Consider the following 18,670-nt stretch of genomic DNA (forward strand, 5'->3'; position numbering starts at 1 on the left):
GGCCGAATTGATTCCGCTTTCGTCGCTCGATGTCGGCGGTTCCGGCGATCCTATCTGTGCACGGACTTCGTGGGCGGTGCGGAACTTGGAGAATACGGTGATCACCCGCACGGACCTCAATTGGTGGCTCGACCTCGAGCCTGAGCTCGACTGGCAGTTCGCGACGACGTATGCGGAGGGTGCCCCGCACGAGTACGTCGCGTCGCCGAAGACAGCGGGGTTGGATGCCGCGGACTTCGCGCGCGCCGCACATGTGATCCAGACGTTCGGTGAGCCCATGAAGTTCTACAAATGGACCCGCATCTACCTGCGCACGCCGATGGGGTGGAAGCACTGGACGATGGATCGTGACCTTGACGAGACGACCCTCGTCAATCGCGGCCGCGTGGAGCATATCTACGGCATCCAGAACATGCCTGTCACGCGGTCGAACGTCGCCTCCGCGTACGACGCCGTCGCTTCAGAGTGGGACAAGAAGCAATCGCTCACCGACGACGAGTTCGACGGTGCGACATCGTTCATCCACAGCGTCTTCGGTGAGCAGTTGTGGCGCACCCTCGACGTCGGGTGTGGCACGGGATGGCCGCTGACAGCCGGCCTCGTGGACCCGATCCGCTACGTCGGCATCGATCCCTCAACCGCGATGCTGAACGCGCTCGTCGCCAAGTACCCCGTCACAGCCGGCATCCATCCAATGAGCTGGAGCGAAGCACAAGAGAAGCGAGTGCTGTGCGGCAGCCGCTTTGACAGCGTGCTGGCGCTGGGTGGGACCGCGTCATATCTCTCGCCAGCGGAGCTCCGGGAGGTGGCCGCTCGAGGAAAGCGAGGGGCGGTCGTCATGCACTACACAGATGGCGTGCGGCCGATCACAGGTGACCTCGACACCGATTATGCGACGGCGTCCCTGAGCGCGGCGACCCAACTCGCCGATCGCCAGGTCACGGTCGGACGGTTCGTCCTCTCCCACCTGCGCACCGCGACGTGAGCTCGCAGAGACGCGCCAGCTACTCGCCCGCATCCAGGTATTCGGATAGCTCCGACATCACACGCTCGACGTTCTCGCGCTTGTCGAACGGTCCCGGCATCCGGAACACGCGCGCTCCCCACGGCGTCACCTTCGGCTGCATCCCCGCCACACCTTCGCTGCCGAGCAGAACCTTCACCGGATGACGGAACACGCAGACGATGAGTCCAACACCGCGCGCGCGGAGGTTGTCGGTGAGTTGAGCGCTCCCGTACCGGATTTCGTCAGCGCCGACGTCGCCTTCACCGCGGCTCGGACGCTTGACGATGTCGGTGAAGCCAACTCTCGCGGCGAGCGCCGCCCCCTCGAAGTAGCGGCCGGACGGCGCACCGAATAACCCCGCGGCGGCTAGCTTGCGCAGCTGGCTTTGACCGACCTGGCCCTGGTAGTAGTGACCCACTTCGACGCTCGATGGTGCGGGGTTGAGCCCTACGATCATGGCGCGCGGCTCGGCCGGCCACACATCAGCAATCGTGAGTACCTCGTGTCCCATCCAATGCTCGCGAGCCTGATAGCCGATCAACTTGTCCATGAGGATCTCTCTATCAGGTATGTCGGGCATCGATCGGACGCGCCGGCCCGATCGATCGAAATCAGCGGCTCAGCAGCGCGTGGCTCCGCTCCCCGGGCGCTACACGGGGTGCAGCCGCGTCCCCAGCATCAGCAGTCGAGCCGCCGTTGCTTCTGGCCCCGAGGTACTGGCGCACGAGGTCCGCGTGTCGCTGCGATGCTGCCTCGTACTCGGAACGCAGCACACGACGGACTTCCGCAGCCTCGGGGTCCGATTCACCTCGACGTGCTCGACCATGCGCGCCCGCCTCATGAGCGGCGGCCCGACTGTCGAGGTTGAGCAGTGTTCGCCGAGCGGTACGCATCCACTCGTTCAGTCGCCGCAGGTCCCCGCCGACTGCGTCCAATGACGGCCGCGCCGCCCTCCCGAGCTCACTCCGCGCCGCGCGCACCGAGTCGTCGATGCTGACCTCAGGGACGCCGCGCAGCATGCTGTCCGCGATCTGCTCCTTCGCCGCGGCATCGGTTCGCGCAATCGCGATCGCCTCGTTGCGCGCACGCCCACGCGTCATGCCGACGTACAAACCCGACGCGTCGACCCCCGGCCCGACGATCGAGGCATCCGTCGTCTCTCCCTGGATGCCGTGCACGGTCGACGCGTACGCGAGGTGCACGTGCTCGGCCGCGTACTCGTGGCTCACGACGCGGGTGTCGATCGCATCGTTCACGCTGCGTAGCTCGAGGCCCGCTGATGTGATCCGGTGAACAGTCCACACCGCACGGTTCTCCACGCCCGTCGCGCGATCGTTGCGGCGGGTCTGAACAACGTCGCCTTCCAAGAGCCGCTGCTCGTTCTGCCCGACCGCGATTCGATCAACGTTCAAGTCGCCGCGATCGACTCGTCGTTGCTGGATGGCCTCGTTGATGGCATCCGCCTCTTCGTTCGTGCTAGTTACGAGAGCCACGCGCCGTTGACCGCCCGCCCAGCGGAAGTACGACTCCACCATCACGTCGCGCGCTTGTACATGGTCGGCTACGCGGTGAATGAGTCCCCGGTCTGCGAGCTCGGTCGCGACGGCGGCCGCAGCATCCTTCGACGCAGGCTCCCTCATTCGAAGCGTGAGAGCCGCGTACTCGGGATCGGTGAAGCGGTGAACGGATGTCAGCTCCACCACGGCAGTCGCCCGCCGGGTCATCGTGGCCATCGCTCCCGAGTGACCGACCGGGCGCGCTTGCATGTGATCGCCGACCATCGCGATGCCAGCGCCCGACTCCACGGCGATCGCTGCGAGCGCGTTTGCTGCATTGAGGTCGACCATGCCGGCCTCGTCGACGACCACTCGATCACCTGAGACGAGCCGATATCGCGACGGCCCCGTGTAGGCGACGCCGGTCACAGGATCGATCGCTCCAACGGTCAGCCGCGTCCAAGTCTCCGCACCCGCGGCATCGCGTCCCCATCGGAAGCCGTGATCGCCGAGCAACGCGTGCAGGCTGGAGGCCGAGGTGCCGATCTCGCGACCGGCGACGGATGCCGCCTTCTTGGTGGGAGCGACGACGACCATGCGGCGTCCGCGGTGTGCGAGGGCGGCCTTCGCGACGCGTAGCATCGTCGTCTTCCCTGCGCCCGCCGGGCCAGTGATGGAGACCAAGCGATCGGTGCCGGCGATTGCCGCAGCAGCCTCGATCTGCCGGGTCTCGAGTTGAATTCCGTTCTGCAGCACCGCTGCGGCCGCCGTCACGACCTCAGCCTGATCTGCGGGCACGCCACCGATGGCGAGCTCGTCGAAACGAGCAGCGAGCTCGACCTTCGCCGCTGCGGTGCTCGAGGCCATGTACCCCTTGATATGCGCGGGGCGGTCGATCTCGCCCTCGAGCAGGTCGACTGTCTGCGCGAGCGCGCGAACGATAACGTCGTCGATGACCTCTTGCAGCAGCTCTCGCGGAGCGACGACGCCGGATGCCGCGACAGCGCGCGTCGCGCTGGCTCTGACATCGAACAGACTGAACCGTCCGCCGCAACATGCTGAACGGGCATCCGCTTCGACGACGGCTTGAGCGGCCAGCAGGTCCCGGTCGAGCTTGTCGACCGGCATCCTCTCCGCCGACACGGCGTCCCGGTCGCGCAGTATGGCGGGGTCGATCGCCGCGAGTTCGTCAGCGATGAGTTGCTCCCATGCGGCTTCGTCGACGTCGCCCGGCTTGTTCGGTCGCGCTCTTGCCCAGGAGAGGCGGTCGATGCGATGCAGCTCGTCGGGGCTCGGCTCGAGGCCGGGGTGGTCACCGCGCCAGGAGGCAAGGAGCACCGCACGGTTCGCCTCAATCTGCGTCGAACGTCGGGAGAGCGGACGCACGGCGTGGGCAAGCTCTGCGATCTCGCCGCCAGCGTCGAGGGTCAGCCCGTGCCGAGCCAGAGCGTCGAGCCACTGTGGATCGGTGCGCGCCGCGAGCTCCCCCTCGGCGTTGATGACCGTCTGCATCTTCATGGCCACTCGGGAGTCGACGTTCGACCACTTGCCGTCTTCGCCGAGCACCTTGACGTTGAGCCACAGGTGACGGTGGATGTGCGGGTCGAGCGCGCGCGACCGGCGGTGCTGCAGCTCGACCACCTCGATGCGATGGAGACGCTCTCGAATGCGACCGCCGGCGCCTCGGCGCGCGTTCAACTCGCGCTGCCAGGTCGTGATGATGAGGTCACGGAGCCGATCCTGGAGCGCCTCAAACTCGGTTGCGAGGTCTGCGTTAAGCATGGCCGCGATGCTGTACGACTTCGGGGCGTTGATCGTGCCGTCAAGGATGAGGTCAGCGTCAGGCGAGGTCAGATCGCGCCCCCGACGCTCGCCGCTCGCAGGGTCGCGACCGTCGACCCAGCGACGAAGTTGCTGCTCGTTGAGGGCGTCCGCGTTGACGGCGCCGTCTTCGACGACGAAGCGCGTGACGACACCGCCGCCGGCCTCGCTGTAGGCGGCGAGCGCCTCAGCACCGGCGGTGGATCGAAGGTGGGAATCGCAGGATCCCTGGAATGCGTACGCGAGCGCCTGTCGAACCCCCTGCGATCCGACACCACGTTTCCAGCGCTCCAGGCCTCCGCGCATGGGGCGAGTCTAGCCGCAATATGTATAACTCGATACTAGTTCCACAGAAAGTGCCTGCGTGCATCGCCTCTTGTTGAGTTCATCGTCTCTCGTCGAGTTCGGTGCACGCCCGTGAGTCTTGACGCCTACGCCAGGCGGGCATCCTAATTCTCACGCTTCGCTTTGTACTCCGCCCAGATCTGATCAGCACCTTTGTCTTCGACAAGCCTTTGGATGCGATCGATCGCCTTCTGCGAGTAGCGCTGGTATCGCGCTTTCCCGACCGCTACCTCCTTGTAGCAGTCCGGATCAGCCTTGAGACCCGCTACAGCTACTGCTGCGGTCGTCTTCGAGCGATTCAGGCCGACCTTCTTCGAGAGGTCAGCGTGACCAAGATTGTAGAAACCCAGGAGGTCGACCTTGTGCACAGCGACCACCGATGAGCCCGCCGTCCCCTCGGGCACGAGAGTTACCGGCACCCCCTCCTTCTTGGTGATCCGCAGCCCCATCTGTGGCCCGCTACCATCCGTGCTGAAGTTGATGGAGCCGATACCGGGGAAGATATCAGCGAAGGTCTCACCTGCGACAAGACGTTGGCCAAGCCGCTGAAGTTCGGCATCTCCCGGCTGCAAAGGATCGCCCCGCAATGCGCCGTCTACAATCGCGATACCCCTCAACTTCGCTGCGGCTTCAGCGCGTCTACGACGTCCTGGAGCCAACAACTCACGAACGACCTCGACTTCCGACGAGAACATCTCCAGAGGATCGGTCAGCACCACCGTCGAAACAGGGAGAACGCGCTGAGGTAGCACTGCGCCCAGGTCCTCCAAGAAGACATCTCTCAGGATGTCGCGGAACAAAGTGACCCCCGACTGGGCATGGAAGTAGAGCTGGCTTTCGGAAAGCTCAACGAGGTGGTGCTGGGCGGCATCCCGGAGTCCGTTGATCGTCTGAAGTACCAGCGCCTGCTCGTCGGTAATGAAGTTGAGTTCCGAGAGCGCCTTACGGACGCATCGGTCGAAACCGATGGTGTTCTTCTCCCTCGGCTCCCGAATCTTGCCGCCCTTCGCGAGAATCGCCGCCTTGAGCAGCATCTCGAACGAATGATCGGCGAAGATGAGGACCGCCTCCGGTCGACCGACATCCGTCACTCGGTTGAAGTGGTCGATCGATAGGAGCAGCGAGTTCACTGCCTTCTCCTTCAGGAGTCGCGCTTCCTTGATCATCAGCTCAGATCCTCGGCGGTGAAGAGCGGGCCGTCGAGGACGCGGGAGAGCAATTCAGCCGCGCGCGGGGTGAGGTCCACGGTGTGCTGGAGGATGCTGACGACAAGAAGCAGCTCGTCGGTGAAGGTCCACTCGTCGTAGGTGATCGCATCGAGCGGGCTGGAGGTTCGGCCCTGCCGTTTAGCCATCCGATAGCCGAGCCACTTCTGCAGTGGCTTCATGCCGGAAACCTCGAAGTTCCAGACCGCCGGTGAGACCGGGGCGATGGCCCCGTTGCCGACGGTGAGGGTCTGCGATGCGGTGTCGTAGCCAAAGTGTTCCGGTTTGCCGGTGATCTTCGCGACCTCGGCGGCAGGCCCGAGCGGGATCGGACTGTCTGTGTAACGCTCGCCCCAGGTGTGCCAGGCGAGCAGTTCCTTACCGAGCGTCGCGACCGCGCCGAATAGGGCACGATCCTTCGTAATCGGCAGGTGCACTGGGCCGGCGGCGACCGCAAGCTCCTCGGCGAAACGCTCACTGAACGCGGCGGTGCCGCCAATCCCGTAGAGGTACTGCAGCACCTCGTCCGGGCCGATCCCCTCGCCGACGACCCCAGCAAGGCCGTCAAGCAAGGAAGGTGCAAGGTTGGGGTCTACAGGTGCAGCGCCAATCCATAGGGGGAAGACATCCTTGCCACCGTACGCCCCCCGGAAGGCTGCCATGTCCGGAACATAAGGAGACGCCACTAGCACCGGGCCGTAACCGAGAGGTGTGGTTGCAGCGAGAGAGGTTAGGAACACCTGGCCTTCGCTAAGACTGGCCCAGAGGTCCCCGCGCGCGTAGTCGAGCAGGCGGGCATCCGCGAGGATGCGCTGTCGGTCGAAACTGCGGTAACCGTAGTACTGAATAGGCTCGTGCTGTGCTGAGCCTGACAGTTTTGCAAGGGCAACCAGTCGCTCTGGGGGCGACTGGAGCGCGATCGGGGTGCTTTCCAGCGTTCGGTCACGAGTAACCTTGAAAGCTCGTGAGCGCTCGGCCGACGCTAGGAGCGCCGCCCACCGTCGTCCGAGCGTCGGCGAGTCGACAGCTATTGGCCACGAACGCTTGGCTTGTGCACCACTAACCGAGTATGGAAAAAGGTCCTCCAGGCTCGGCCAGTCGGCGTAAGCGCCGCTCGCCGCAGGTGCGAGCGAGTCGAGATGCTTGCCCGGCACCTCGATAAAGTCGACGTCGGCGAAGTCACGCTCCAGCCAGTCAAACTTGTCGGCTCGACTGCCGCTGACCCGCACGTAGTGCACCCGGCAGTTTCGGCTCTTCGAGCTGTTGCGCGCACCGGTGGACCGCACCCCGATGCCGATCGCGACCGGTGTGAGGATGTCGAAGACGTTCTCCTCCGTGTTCGCCCCGCGTCCCTCGCCGCCGAGGTCAATCACGTAGAAGTCGTCGAACACATCGCGAAGATGCGCACGGAGCCCGCTCATCGACTTACCGCTGAGGTAAGACGCTGCGGTGATCATCGCAACAATGCCCGGACCATCGCCGAGGTTCTGCGTCGCCTTCCAGGTCGCCCATCGCCAGAAATAGACATAGTCGTTGTAGAGATTCTTGATGTGAACGCCCAGCCCAGCGTCGCTCATCGGCTTCGTCAGATCGTTGATGAGAGGCTCGATACCAGGAACTCCATGCCGCACCACGCCACCGCCGCGCTTCTCCCCAGCCGCCGCACCCTGTTCTCGGTTGTACGGCGGGTTGCCAATGACAACTGTGAATCGCTCGGTCATCTTGATGTCGTCAGCAGCTTGCGCCTCGACCGCAATCGGATCCTCGTCGAAGTCCCAGCTTCCTTGTGTAGCGGGATACGACAAGGTGTCTGAAAGCAGAATCGTCGGCTCGATGTCGTCGATCCCCGCGGCATGACCCTCTACGGCGAACTTCAGGTGCGCAATCGCATATGGAGCAAGCATTAGCTCGAAGGCGTGCATTGAGGGAGCAACGTGCTGTTCGAAGTGCTTGGACCAACCTCTGTCACTGCCATTCGCCGCAACGAAGGACTCCCGTGCAACGCGGATCCACTCCATGAGGTAGGTGCCCGTACCGGTCGCCGGATCGACCATCGAGACGAACGCTCGGTCCGGCACCGTGTCGTCAGGGAGAACGATCCCGAGGTTGCGACATACCGCTGACCATGTCGACGGATCGGCAATACCGAGCGGGAGCCGGAAGGTGGTCTTGAGGATGTGGTCGACGGCACGCGTCATGAACTGCACGACGGGCAACGGTGTATAGAAAGCGCCCGCATCCATCCGCTGGCGATTGTCGTACTGCTGAAGAAACTGCTCGTAAAGGAAGACGACCGGGTCCATCTTCCGATCCTTCGAGCCGAAATCGGCGAGGAGCTCCTCGATATCGGTTTTCGCGAGTTCACCTGCCAGCTCCCCGAGGCCGAGCTCGTCGACGTCGAGCTCGCCTGCGGTCTGCTCGCGGAACCGGGCGTAGATCGAGTCGAGCAGCTCGTTAGAGAAGCGGATGCCTAGCAGGGGTCGATCTCCGGCGAACAGCTCCGGGTGCGTCACTCGTGCCGATAGCAAGCCGTACACCATCGTCTGGGCATAGACATCGGCAAACTTCTTATGATCGAGATCCGGGAGTAGGCGCTCCTGAAACTCACCCAGGAGCGTGCGCATCGGGCCGCCCTGGGTTTCAACATCCAGCAGGTCGAGCACTTCTTCCCGCAGCTCGCGCGCGACCTCAGCCATCCGTGCCGCAAGCGATGCGGCCGACCGGATTGCGCCCCGGTAAGCCCCGAAGCCTGCAGTTCTCGACAGGCCGGTCGTGAGTGCCGGCCCGCGGTCGCCCCAGACGAGCTCCGGTACGCCGCGCTCGGCGATCAGCTCCAGTCGCGCCGGCGTCGATCCGGTCGACCAGGACAGGGAGCGCAGCACCCGGCGGCCATCCTCACGGCCGACACCGATCGCATGGATCGAGTTGTCCTGCGGCGAGATGGCGAACACAAGAACACGGTCCTCCTCCCACGCCGGTCGCCGACCGCTTCGGGTCTTACCGCCCGACGTCTTCAGGAAGCGCTCGATGATGCGACGAACGGCCGCGACCGGGAGGCGCTTGCCATCGAACTGTAAGACCAGGATGCCGACCTGTTGATCGGTGACGATGTTCAACTGATGGATGCGGATGGGCCCGACCTTCTCCGGGTCGAGGTCAAGCTCCGCCGGACTCCAGTCGATAGGCAGGTCGTCCCACTCCAATCCGCTCGGAATCGGCCACTTCAGACCGTAGATCAACAAGTCGGTGAAGGCTTGCAGCGAAGAACCGGCCTTCTTCAGGTACTCAGTGATTGTCGACATCAGCGAAGCTCCATCCAGGCCACGGTTCGCGGTGCGGGTGCGTCGAGCGGGAGCTGCACGTCCTTGCGGTACCGCTTCGCCTGCTCGCGCTCTGCGGCGCGCAATGCCTGAGCGACCGCCGCAGTGGGGCCAACCAATGCGATCGTGGCATCGCTGCGAATCAGATCGGCGATCTCTGTGACGCCTTCGGTCTGCTCTCCGTCGCGATCCAGCACCCACACCACCTGGGGTCGGTCGAGCGTCCAGTAGCCGGGACCGTCCTCGGTCTTCACATGCGTCGGCACCTCGCGGCAGGCAAAGACGCCCTTCTCGGAGCAGGACTTGCCGGTGCCTATACCGCGCGGCAAAGCCTCGATCCGATCGGCGAGACCCGGGTCGGCGGCGATGAGCTCCTGGTACTCGAGACGAAGCTGCTCCAGCGGGCTCAGCTCCCCCTCATACTCGTCCTTGAAGGCCTGCAGCACCTTCACGTCGTCGAGCATGTCATCGGCGTGCAGAAGCTTCCCGCCCGGGATGCCCAGCGTCTTCGAGATGAGGAGGATCTTGCCCTCGACCCGGCCATGCAGAGCAAGCAACCGTTCTATGTCATCCGGAGGGAGGAAGTTCCGGATGCGGATCTCCTTCCGCTCATTGACCCGCGCCTCCACCCTGCCAGTAATCTCGTCCTCCTGAACCTGGCTGCGGCGACGGTCGACACGGCCGATGCGTTGGATGAGCCGAACCGGATTCCAATGCAGGTCGTAGTTGACCAACAGTGTGCCGTCCTGGAGGTTCACGCCCTCAGCGAGCACGTCAGTTGTGATGAGGACGCGCAGCGGCGCCTGCTTCGCCCGGTCGGCGGGCGAAACCCGGTTGTAGACCGGGGCGAAGCGCTCAATCATCGCCACCCGGTCGGCGGTGCGTGAGCCGTCCAGTCGATCGACATCCGCGATACCGTCAGCAACAAGACGCTCATGCAGGTACCGCGCTGTGTCGGCGAATTCGGTGAAGATGAGCACCTTCTGCTCGCGGAACAGCGGGTCGAAAACAGGCTCGGCACCGAGGGGTTGAGCAGGGTCGATCAGAGTGCGGAGGTGATCATACTTGTCGTCACCACCTTCGGCCACGAGAGACAGCTCAAGGAAGATGCGGAGCTGGTCGAGATCGTCGAACGCGGAGTTCCGCATCTCATCGAGCTTGTACTCGGCGGGATCGAGTGCCAGCTCCAGCTCGTCCAACTCCTCCGCAGTCAGATCGCTCACGTCGACGATGTCGGCGAACTCCCGAGTGGGTCGGAACTGGTCGTGCACCCGTTTGCGCAGATCCCCGTAGGTGCCCATCCACGTCTGCAGGCGCTCCTCGGCAGCCTCGTCGCCAGCACTGTTCATCGACAGCCAGTCGAGCACCTTCGTCGTCAGGTCCAGGCAGGAACCAGCGAAGGCCGCGATACTGCTCTCAAACCGCTTCAGGAAGATCGTGCGGATCAGCGCCACAACCTGCTGCTGCCTATTCTGGGCGCGGGTATCCACGTCCGGGTCCCTGGAGAAGGCCAAGGGGTAGTACATTGGCAGCGCGAAGAGCGGGGCGCTGCGCTGGAAGGCGGACTCAATCTCGTCCATGAGTCGCCCATAGTGCCCGCTCAGGCTGTACGACACGACCTCTGGCCTCTGTTGTTCCGGGAAAAGCACATCCGGGCCACCTGCCGCCTTCGAACTCTCTTTCGCGTACTTGCGGGTGTTCTGCCACACGATCGCCTGGAGTAGCTTGTCCTGCCGCAGTAGATCATCGAAGTCAGTGAGGTCTACTGGTGCCCCACTGATCGCGGCCTCAAATCGAGCCCTGAAGAAGGCGCGCTCCACCCCGGACAAGTAGGCGGTGAGACCGCTGATGCCGAGCGATGCGAAGTAACCTTCCTGCATCCCGGTGAACAGCTCGGTCTGGTGAGCAAAGTCGAGCAACGAGTTGTTGATCGGCGTCGCCGTGAGCAGGAATACGGTCTTGCCCTCGCACAGTTCCTGTACTTTCCACCAGCGCGAGTCCGTGGGACCGTGGTTGCGGAAGTTGTGCGCCTCGTCAATGATCACCACGTCAACGCGATCCTTCAGGCGTTCGACTCGCTCGGCGGCATCCTTGCGCTGGAAATCCGTGTGCGCCATGATCCGAACATTCGTGAACTCGCCATCGAGGGACGGCAGCCGCTCTTGCAGCTCTTTGCGCCAGACAGCGTCCTCGGCAGTCTTCGTCGCCAGGATAAGCACGTTTTGGTGCTTGCGAACCGCGTAATACTCGGTGAGCATCAGGCCAACGAAGGTCTTGCCGAGCCCGACACCATCGGTGAGGAAGCCGCCCTTCCAGGCCTGCGCCATCGATAGCAGACCATGAAACGCCTCCTGCTGGTAGGGCGCGAGGGTCGGATAGATCTTCGACTCGCTGGTCTCCCATTCCCGATCCGGCGTATCCACCGACTGCGTGAGTGTCTGCAGTGACTTCATCCAGACCTCGAACGGCGTGAACTCCCGAACGTTGTGATCGAGCACCTTGAGCAACTCGGCCTCAACCGGAATCGAGTCCTCCCAGTGCTGGTCGTACCAGGTCTGCAGTTCGCGGACCTCTACGCCACCAAAGCGCACATTCAGCTCGACGTTCTGTGTCAGGCCCGGCTTCGTGAAGTTCGAGCTGCCGACCAACGCCGCCGAGCCGACGACGGACAGGCGACCGTGGGTGATATACGCCTTCGCGTGGAACTTCTTCTCCCGATAGGTGCGGATTTCGATCTTCCCATCTCGGATCGCCTGGACGACCGCCGGGGCGCCAGTCAGCAGCGGGTCGCCATCGGCACGCTCGACCTCGATCGAGCGGTCGAGCGCGGCGGCGATCGCATCGGCCGTCTGACGACTGGTCTCGCCGCCGATCAGCAGCCGTATCTTGTCGACCTTCTGCCACTCCCCGTCGAGCGCGAGGAACGCGCCCAGCTCGAAGTGACCGGTGGCGATGTCGATCGACTCGCTGATCTGGCACCACTCACGTACGTAGTCCAGTGCCTTCCAGTGCTCGTCGGAGTTGTCGACGATCAGGTCGCTCAGGGTGGGGGTAGTCATTTGCCCGATCTCTTCTCCACGTCTAGTTCAGGTGTCCCGGAAACCACTCGGCGGCCGTCACCGTGGCCACCCGTTCCACGCCGTCTGCGTCCCCAACGACCAGGACATCGCCGTACGTCGTCACACGAAGCATCACGTCATCGGCAATGCGCGACGCGAACGGCACCTGTCGCCGCTCGCCCGAGTCGAGGTCGGCGATCTCGTCGCCCTCAACTCCGTAGAAATGCGGGGTGAAGAAACCGCGAGCGACGTCGCTCACGGGGTCGGGGCCGAGGTAGCCGAGCAGACGAGGCGTTGCACCGATGAATCCGCCAACGGCTCCGTCCGAGTCGATCCACAACTCGCGGCCGCGCGGCTCGACGGCCGTCCAGGCGCGCAACTTGTCGGCGAAGTCGCCAGCGACGTTGGCGCGCACAGACTCCATCGTGTCGGGGTGCACCACGTCTCCAGCGCGGGTCATGCGGTAGCGCAGCTCCGGGATGGGACCGACCCAGGTGCCCCCGATGCTCGGGCGTGGCAAGTCCTCCGGGGCGTCGAGCGGGGCGGACTCGGGGACGGCAGGAATCGTCGCAGACGCACTCGGCGCGGCCTCCACGGGATGGCGCCCGGTACGCAGATCACTCAGTCGCTCGATCAGCGCGTCGATGCGCCCAGCGATGTGCATATCGCTGGAATGCACGAAACCGCGCACGACCTTCGCCGCCTCCTCGAGCTGGGCCGTCGTCGGATCGTCACCGAAGTGGAACCAGGTGTTTCTCGTGGCGAGGATCTTTTTCGCGGCTGTCTGCTTCTGGAACTGCCCGCCGAACACGGTCAAATACGGCGAATCCTGCTCGTGGATGTAATCGCGGAGAATCACCCCAGGATCCTGCGGCTCGAAGCGGTGGTTGGGTCGCCAGTTCTTCGGGTCCGAGTCCTTCAGCTCGCTGATGCGGGCCGCGAACCACTGCGACCCCAACGATTCCCGTAGCGTGAAGTGGCTTGTGACGTAGAGATCCCACCCGAATGCGCGCATGAGGGTGAAGTAGCCCTTGATGAGTTCGCCAGGCGTCTCGTCCTCGGGCAGGGCGATAGAGACGTCGACGCCGCTCATGCGTTCGGGCCTTCCACTGATTCCTTGCCGTAGCCGGTCATGATCGGCACGACGCGCGTGAGCGCGTAGACAGCGAACAACGCTGACGGATCAGCGACGGGCACCTCGATGGCCGGCTCGGTCTTGAAGCGCGTCGAGCTCGGCAGCAGCACGCCATACGTGCCCGTGCGCGTCGCTCCGAGGTCGGCAAGCATGCCGTGCGCGTCGCCGCCCGCCCACTCGCTGATCTGCGCCCACTCCACCGCCGCGCCGGTGGCTCTACCGGTCTTCCCGTAGCGGAGCGCGCGAATCCGCGCGACGAGCTTGTCGTCGATCAGCTTGGGCGAGATCGCTCCTGCGTCCTCCAGCCGTTCATAGTCGGATGGGCCCGAGAGCAGCTCGGCGAAGCCGAGCGAGATCTCGTCGCTGTCGTCCCAGTGGACCAGCGAGACCTGTGCGCGAAGGCCGTCGTCCGCCTTAAGGTTGGCGAGCAACGCGTGCGCCGGACGCTCCTGCCGATCGCCGTGCCACTGGCTCGGCGGGACGACCGCGATCGCGTGCTCGCCATCGATCACCTCGACACTCACCGTCCCCACCGTGAAGGTGTTCATGTTGCGCGTTGCCTTCCTTCTGCAGATCCTCCGCTGGGTCCTCCGTGCGAAGTCTTCCAAGCTATGCCGTAGCTCCGACAAGACCCCAGTGATCAATGCGAGCAACGACGCCTGCTCGCTCCCAGGACGCCCAAGACGACGTCTAAAGACAACCAAGAAGCGACTACCTACATGTAACCGTAGCGAAGCGGTTATCCGTCGACGACGGACGAGACCTCGCGCGAGATCGCCGTCACTGTGGCCACTTCCGACCACCTTTGACGAGTACAGTCGCTTTCGGTGACCCAGGCTAAACGGCGCAGCCGGTCCCGCGAACTGTCGCTCCCGCCATCGTTCAGGAACCACGACGGACACACCTGTTGGCTGGCTCCGGTTCCCCGACGGCCAAGCCGGCGGCCGATCTGCACGTGTCCCAGCGTCGCCGGTACGATGAGCCAGGGAGGCCGCGTGGCTCGGATATCGGCATGGCGCGTCAATGACGCTGTCGCCTACGAGGCGATGCGCGAGTCCGCGACGTTGCTTACGAGCCTGCTTCTGCAGTCTTCCATCGAGAGCTCGGAACCCTCAGCAGCTGCGTTGTCCGAGCTTCAGCAGCTGCATCGAGACATCCTCGACGTGGATGGACACGACCGCGCGGCCGTGAACTCGCTCGCCGACCGAATCGCCCTTCGGATTGCGGAGTTGACGCCTTGACCGGCTGGGAGCTCGATTCGAGTGAGCGCGACGCGATACAGGCGCGCGATGTCCTTCCTCTGGTCTTTCAGAGCTCGACCCACCCTGAAGAGTCACCATCTCTCACCCTGCTGGCTGGCCAGCCTGGGACTGCACGTGAGAGGGCGATCCGGACTCTGATCGTCGATCACGATCAAGCGCCAGCCGTTGTGGGCGCCGATGATCTGCGCGCGTTTCACCCGCGCTTCGCTGAGCTTTCCGTCGCCAGCGCACCTGAGTCACTCGACGCCGTCACCCGAGCAACAGCGGTATGGATGCGCGACTGCATACGCTACGCCCGAGAGAACAAGCGATCCCTGGTACTCGGGGGAGCGTTTCAGGACCCCGCTGTGGCGGTCGCAACGACCGAACGCTTCGCGGCGGCGGGATTTCAGACGCGCGTCGTGATCGTCGCATCACGGCGAGCCGAGAGTCTTCTCTCGGTCGCATCCCTCTACCTGGCCAACGCTCACGCCGGCAAGCTTGCACGGCTCGTCAGCCGAGAAGCCCACGACCGCGCATTCGAGGCGACCCGCGCTCTCGCCGAGGCAACCGTGAACTCCGCTTCCGTCAGCCGTCTGACGGTGATCGGCCGCGACGGCAACTCAGTGTTCGACGCGCACCGCGCTGACGGTGACGCGGCGTTCGTGGGCGGCGTTGGAGCGCTCGAGTCAGAGCAGGCCGCACGCCTGAGTCGGTTCGACGCCACGCAGTGGCTCAGCGAGCTGCACCACGCGACCGACTTCGCGCTGACGCGTCGCGATCTTCCCCGTGGCGTTACCGAGCTGCTCTTCGAGTTGCATGAAGTCGCTCTCCGCGAGGTCATCCCCGAGCTGTACGTGCCCAGCGACGGCAAGTTCGTCAGCACCATCGAACGGAAGACGGCGGCGCGCCTGAGCGAGCTGCAGCGTTCGCTGCCACGCGAGCAGGCCGTCGACCTCGCCGCGCCCGTCATCTCTCCGAAAAGCCCGGAGCGGGGCGGCATTTCGCGCTGACGCCACTCTCGCGTGCGCCAACTCCTCCCGGATCCTCCTGGTAGTGGCTCACAACGCGACCGGAGGCGCGAGCAGTGCCGAGTGCGAGGATTACCGGACTGAGCGCAGCGAGGGAGGATATGCCGCAGGGCCGGAACGGAGCGCGCCGGAGGTCGCTACGATCGGCCGCCAGGACCGATCCGCCTCCTACTCCCCCGAGAGCTCAGCAAGCTTCTGGATCAAGGGCCGTCGGTCCGCGAGCGGTTCAGTGATTAGCATCCGGATGACTCCGCGGAAGATCTCGACATCCGGCATCGGCAACTGTCGATCAAGCGGCGCAACACACCACGCCACGTCCTCTTCGACGTCGTACCCCGGCTCGTTGTCGGGCTTGTCGGGGTAATACATGAACGCGCTGATGGCAGTGCGGTAGAGCACCTTCTCGGCGCGGTCTCGGTCGATGGCGCTCATCGGCTCAGTCCTGTCGTGTTGGGTTGATGCAGCATCGGATGCGGGGCGACGGGGTCCAGATGATCAACGCGCCGCTGCTCCTCGCGGTGGCGGAGGCGATCGTTGACTTGCTTCGCGATGGCGTCCATCCGTGCCTCCTCGATCTGCTGCGGCGTCAGGCTCGGCTTCGGCTTGGGGCCGGGAGCCACACGGTTGAGTTCCTTCCGCAGACGCGCGAGCTCCTCTTGCTGCTCAGCCAGCGTGTAGGTCGCGCGCGCCTTGAGGCAGTCTCGCTTCCACGCCGCCAGTAGTTCCGGCGGCGTCACGAAGATCTCCATCATGGTCATGAGTTCCTCTTCGGTCCAGGTTCGTGAGAAGAAGGCGTCGGCAGCGACGCGGTTGGCTTTGCGCTCGTCGCGAGGTACGCGATGGAGACGCTGCGTCGGCAGGCCGGCCGCTCGGCGCCGCTTTTCGCGGTCGCGCCACGCACGATGGGAGGCTTTCTGCTTCTCCTTGTTGCGGGCGTAGTACTCGCGACGGCGCGCACGCTGTTCCTCGGCATGCTCCGCGTAGTACTCGCGTCGGCGCTCGCGGTGCTTCTCGGCGTTGTCGCGATACTTGTCGCGCAGCCGCGCATTGACCTGATCCTTGTGCGAATCGCGCCAGCGCTGGTTGCGCTCGCGCTTGCCCGCCCGATACGCCTCGGGGTCCTTCTCGCGCTGCTCGGCGCGGTACTGGCGCTGGTAGTCGAGGTACTCGTCGCGATGTGCCGCGTAATACTCGCGCGCGTACTCGCGGCGCCGCTCCTTCCGCTGCTTCTCCCTCTCGTATAGGGCAGCGCGAGCATGCGCGATCTGAAGGCGGAGGTCCTCGTTCGCTCGCTGGAGCCGTTCAGCATCGTCGACCACAGTGATCACCTCACGAACGAAGCAGTGGATGCCGGTGGCGACCAGATAGCGTCAAGCAGCGATTCGGCGGGCGCGAAGCGGTCGCGCAACGTGCGCGGAGGCGCGAGCGGGAAGCGTCGATCGGCCTCTGCTGCCGACCGCTTGCCCTTCGGGAAGTACTCGTGGAAGAGCAGGCAGTGCGGGTCGACGGTGACCCAATGGCATTGGACGCCCCACCAGACTGTGAGATCGAGCTCAGCTTCCTCGACTGAGTTCGCCCAGACGCCGGCGACATGTCCGTCGACGAATTGGGCAGTGTGCCACTCGTGCGCACCGGGATGGATGCCGCGGACTGCCAGTGCTTCGTCGATCAGCGCACGTCGGATGCGGCAGTCCTCGTCGGTCGCGCGGTCGCCGCGGATCGGAGCGGCCGACCGGATACGTTCCCCCGCTTCCGCGAGACTCTCACCCTCGGCAGCTGCTGCGAGCGAGCTCATCGAAGGCTCCGGTGCTGGTCGGCGAGCGCGTCGATCCTGTCGGGACGAAAGCCGCACCAGTGGTCTTCGTCGGTGACGACAACCACCGGCGCCTCGGTGTATCCAAGATCGTCTACGACGTACTCGCGCGCGGCGTCGTTGCTTCGGATGTCGACCTCGAGGAATCGGACGCCCTTTTCCGCGAGTACGCGCTTCGTGAGAACGCACCGGATGCACTCTGGTCCCGTTGTGTACACGGAGACGGCGCGCTCCGTTGATCGAAGACCGTTGGTCGAAGTCTCAGCGCGCATGGGAGCCACCCTCCCTCGCTCCGTCCTCGATCCACTTCTCGACCTCATCGAGCGCGTACACGACGATGCGTCCGAGCTTTCGGTACCGCGGCCCCCTTCCCTCGTAGCGCCACATCGCGAGGGTGCTCTTGGTGACGCCGGGCAGGGCCGCAGCAAGTTCGTCCGGGCTCAGGAAGACGTGACTGAGACCGGCAGTGTCAGAGTTCATCGCTGTCGTCATGGAACTCGCCTCCTCATGCGGATTCGATTTGACGTTTGACAGCAGTACACTCCTAAGTCGTATCCTTAGTCAAGGGCTTCTGCAGAACTCGTGTCGAGTAGGACATGATGAGGGGGTGAAGGTCGACGTGCGGACAATCGATGGCCAGACGATGTCGGCATCCGCCGTCTCGGAATCAGTGGGGTCGACACTGCGCATCGCTCCCGCGTTCGTCGCGACCGCCGTGGATGAGTCGACCGGCGTCGAGACGACGATCGAAGCGCATTACAGCGCAGCCCGCGGCCGCTACGTCATCACCACGATCGTCAACCGGGCGATCGCTGACGACTTCAACGAAGACCGTTTGAAGCACGCAGCGCCGCAGGCGATTCTGCAGGTCGCGATCCCCCATTGCGTCGCACTTCAACTCGGCGACGATCCCAATGCGCCGTGGACGACGGTTGCGGATCTCACGACAGCGGAGGGCCGCATCATCCCGCCCTGGATGGCGCAGGCCGTCGTGAAGCGAGGGATGAAGGGCGAGCGATGGGAGGTCATCGAGATTCTCTATGGCACCGCCGCGCTGGCGGACCTCCCGCCGGTCAAGCTCATCGCCCTGGAACTGGACGTGCCCGAGCGCACCGCGTCGGATTGGGTCCAGAAAGCGCGGGCGGCGGGCTGGCTCGTGGGGATGACGTCGAATGTGGGCAGGCCCGCTGGCGCGTAG

At 64.5% G+C, this 18,670-nt stretch carries 15 protein-coding genes; 3 read left to right on the forward strand and 12 right to left on the reverse strand.

Features of this window, described 5'->3' with window-relative positions; all coding sequences use genetic code 11:
• Positions 1-97 precede the first annotated feature (97 nt).
• The gene (locus J0P97_RS05250) at positions 98-985 is read left to right on the forward strand and encodes a class I SAM-dependent methyltransferase (RefSeq protein WP_215486736.1); all 888 of its coding nucleotides are present in this window, start codon (positions 98-100) and stop codon (positions 983-985) included.
• Between the two features lie 19 nt (positions 986-1,004).
• Here the strand turns inward: J0P97_RS05250 and J0P97_RS05255 are convergent, their stop codons facing one another.
• The 7 genes from J0P97_RS05255 to J0P97_RS05285 all read right to left on the reverse strand — a co-directional run bounded on the left by J0P97_RS05255 (position 1,005) and on the right by J0P97_RS05285 (position 13,935).
• Positions 1,005-1,556, reverse strand: coding sequence for a uracil-DNA glycosylase family protein (locus tag J0P97_RS05255; RefSeq protein WP_246539833.1), 552 nt, complete (start codon positions 1,554-1,556; stop codon positions 1,005-1,007).
• A gap of 61 nt (positions 1,557-1,617) precedes the next feature.
• Positions 1,618-4,629, reverse strand: a complete 3,012-nt coding sequence (locus J0P97_RS05260; protein ID WP_215486738.1) for an AAA family ATPase — start codon at positions 4,627-4,629, stop codon at positions 1,618-1,620.
• Positions 4,630-4,772: 143 nt separating this feature from the next.
• Positions 4,773-5,834 carry a DUF3644 domain-containing protein gene (locus tag J0P97_RS05265; protein WP_215486739.1) on the reverse strand — a complete coding sequence of 354 codons (1,062 nt, stop codon included), beginning with the start codon at positions 5,832-5,834 and terminating at the stop codon, positions 4,773-4,775.
• Positions 5,834-9,175: a type ISP restriction/modification enzyme gene (locus J0P97_RS05270; protein WP_215486740.1), complete on the reverse strand. Its 3,342-nt coding sequence runs from the start codon at positions 9,173-9,175 to the stop codon at positions 5,834-5,836. Before J0P97_RS05270 ends, J0P97_RS05265 begins: the two co-directional genes overlap by 1 nt.
• On the reverse strand, positions 9,175-12,252 hold the full coding sequence (locus J0P97_RS05275; RefSeq protein ID WP_215486741.1) for a helicase-related protein: 3,078 nt from the start codon (positions 12,250-12,252) through the stop codon (positions 9,175-9,177). The genes J0P97_RS05270 and J0P97_RS05275 overlap by 1 nt, the downstream gene beginning before the upstream one ends.
• Positions 12,253-12,274: 22 nt before the next feature.
• Positions 12,275-13,345, reverse strand: coding sequence for a hypothetical protein (locus J0P97_RS05280; RefSeq protein ID WP_215486742.1), 1,071 nt, complete (start codon positions 13,343-13,345; stop codon positions 12,275-12,277).
• Positions 13,342-13,935 (reverse strand): hypothetical protein, encoded by a 594-nt coding sequence (locus J0P97_RS05285; protein WP_215486743.1) that lies wholly within the window; start codon positions 13,933-13,935, stop codon positions 13,342-13,344. The genes J0P97_RS05280 and J0P97_RS05285 overlap by 4 nt, the downstream gene beginning before the upstream one ends.
• Before the next feature lie 689 nt (positions 13,936-14,624).
• On the opposite strand from J0P97_RS05285, the gene J0P97_RS05290 reads away from it, so the two are divergent.
• Positions 14,625-15,641, forward strand: a complete 1,017-nt coding sequence (locus J0P97_RS05290) for a zeta toxin family protein (protein WP_215486744.1) — start codon at positions 14,625-14,627, stop codon at positions 15,639-15,641.
• 186 nt (positions 15,642-15,827) lie between these two features.
• Here J0P97_RS05290 and J0P97_RS05295 read toward each other — a convergent pair whose 3' ends face one another.
• From J0P97_RS05295 to J0P97_RS05315, 5 genes are read right to left on the reverse strand one after another with little or no spacing between them, the layout of a single operon-like run.
• Positions 15,828-16,091 (reverse strand): hypothetical protein, encoded by a 264-nt coding sequence (locus J0P97_RS05295; protein ID WP_215486745.1) that lies wholly within the window; start codon positions 16,089-16,091, stop codon positions 15,828-15,830.
• Positions 16,088-16,987, reverse strand: a complete 900-nt coding sequence (locus J0P97_RS05300) for a hypothetical protein (RefSeq protein WP_215486746.1) — start codon at positions 16,985-16,987, stop codon at positions 16,088-16,090. The genes J0P97_RS05295 and J0P97_RS05300 overlap by 4 nt, the downstream gene beginning before the upstream one ends.
• Complete coding sequence (locus J0P97_RS05305; protein WP_215486747.1) at positions 16,984-17,454, reverse strand: hypothetical protein; 471 nt, start codon at positions 17,452-17,454, stop codon at positions 16,984-16,986. The genes J0P97_RS05300 and J0P97_RS05305 overlap by 4 nt, the downstream gene beginning before the upstream one ends.
• Positions 17,451-17,744 (reverse strand): glutaredoxin domain-containing protein, encoded by a 294-nt coding sequence (locus J0P97_RS05310; protein ID WP_215486748.1) that lies wholly within the window; start codon positions 17,742-17,744, stop codon positions 17,451-17,453. The genes J0P97_RS05305 and J0P97_RS05310 overlap by 4 nt, the downstream gene beginning before the upstream one ends.
• Entirely contained in the window at positions 17,734-17,952 is a 219-nt protein-coding gene (locus J0P97_RS05315; protein ID WP_215486749.1) for a helix-turn-helix transcriptional regulator, read from the reverse strand. Before J0P97_RS05315 ends, J0P97_RS05310 begins: the two co-directional genes overlap by 11 nt.
• Positions 17,953-18,079: 127 nt before the next feature.
• On the opposite strand from J0P97_RS05315, the gene J0P97_RS05320 reads away from it, so the two are divergent.
• Complete coding sequence (locus J0P97_RS05320; protein WP_308163440.1) at positions 18,080-18,670, forward strand: hypothetical protein; 591 nt, start codon at positions 18,080-18,082, stop codon at positions 18,668-18,670.

Source organism: Microbacterium flavum (assembly GCF_018717645.1).
Taxonomy (GTDB): Bacteria; Actinomycetota; Actinomycetes; order Actinomycetales; family Microbacteriaceae; genus Microbacterium; species Microbacterium flavum.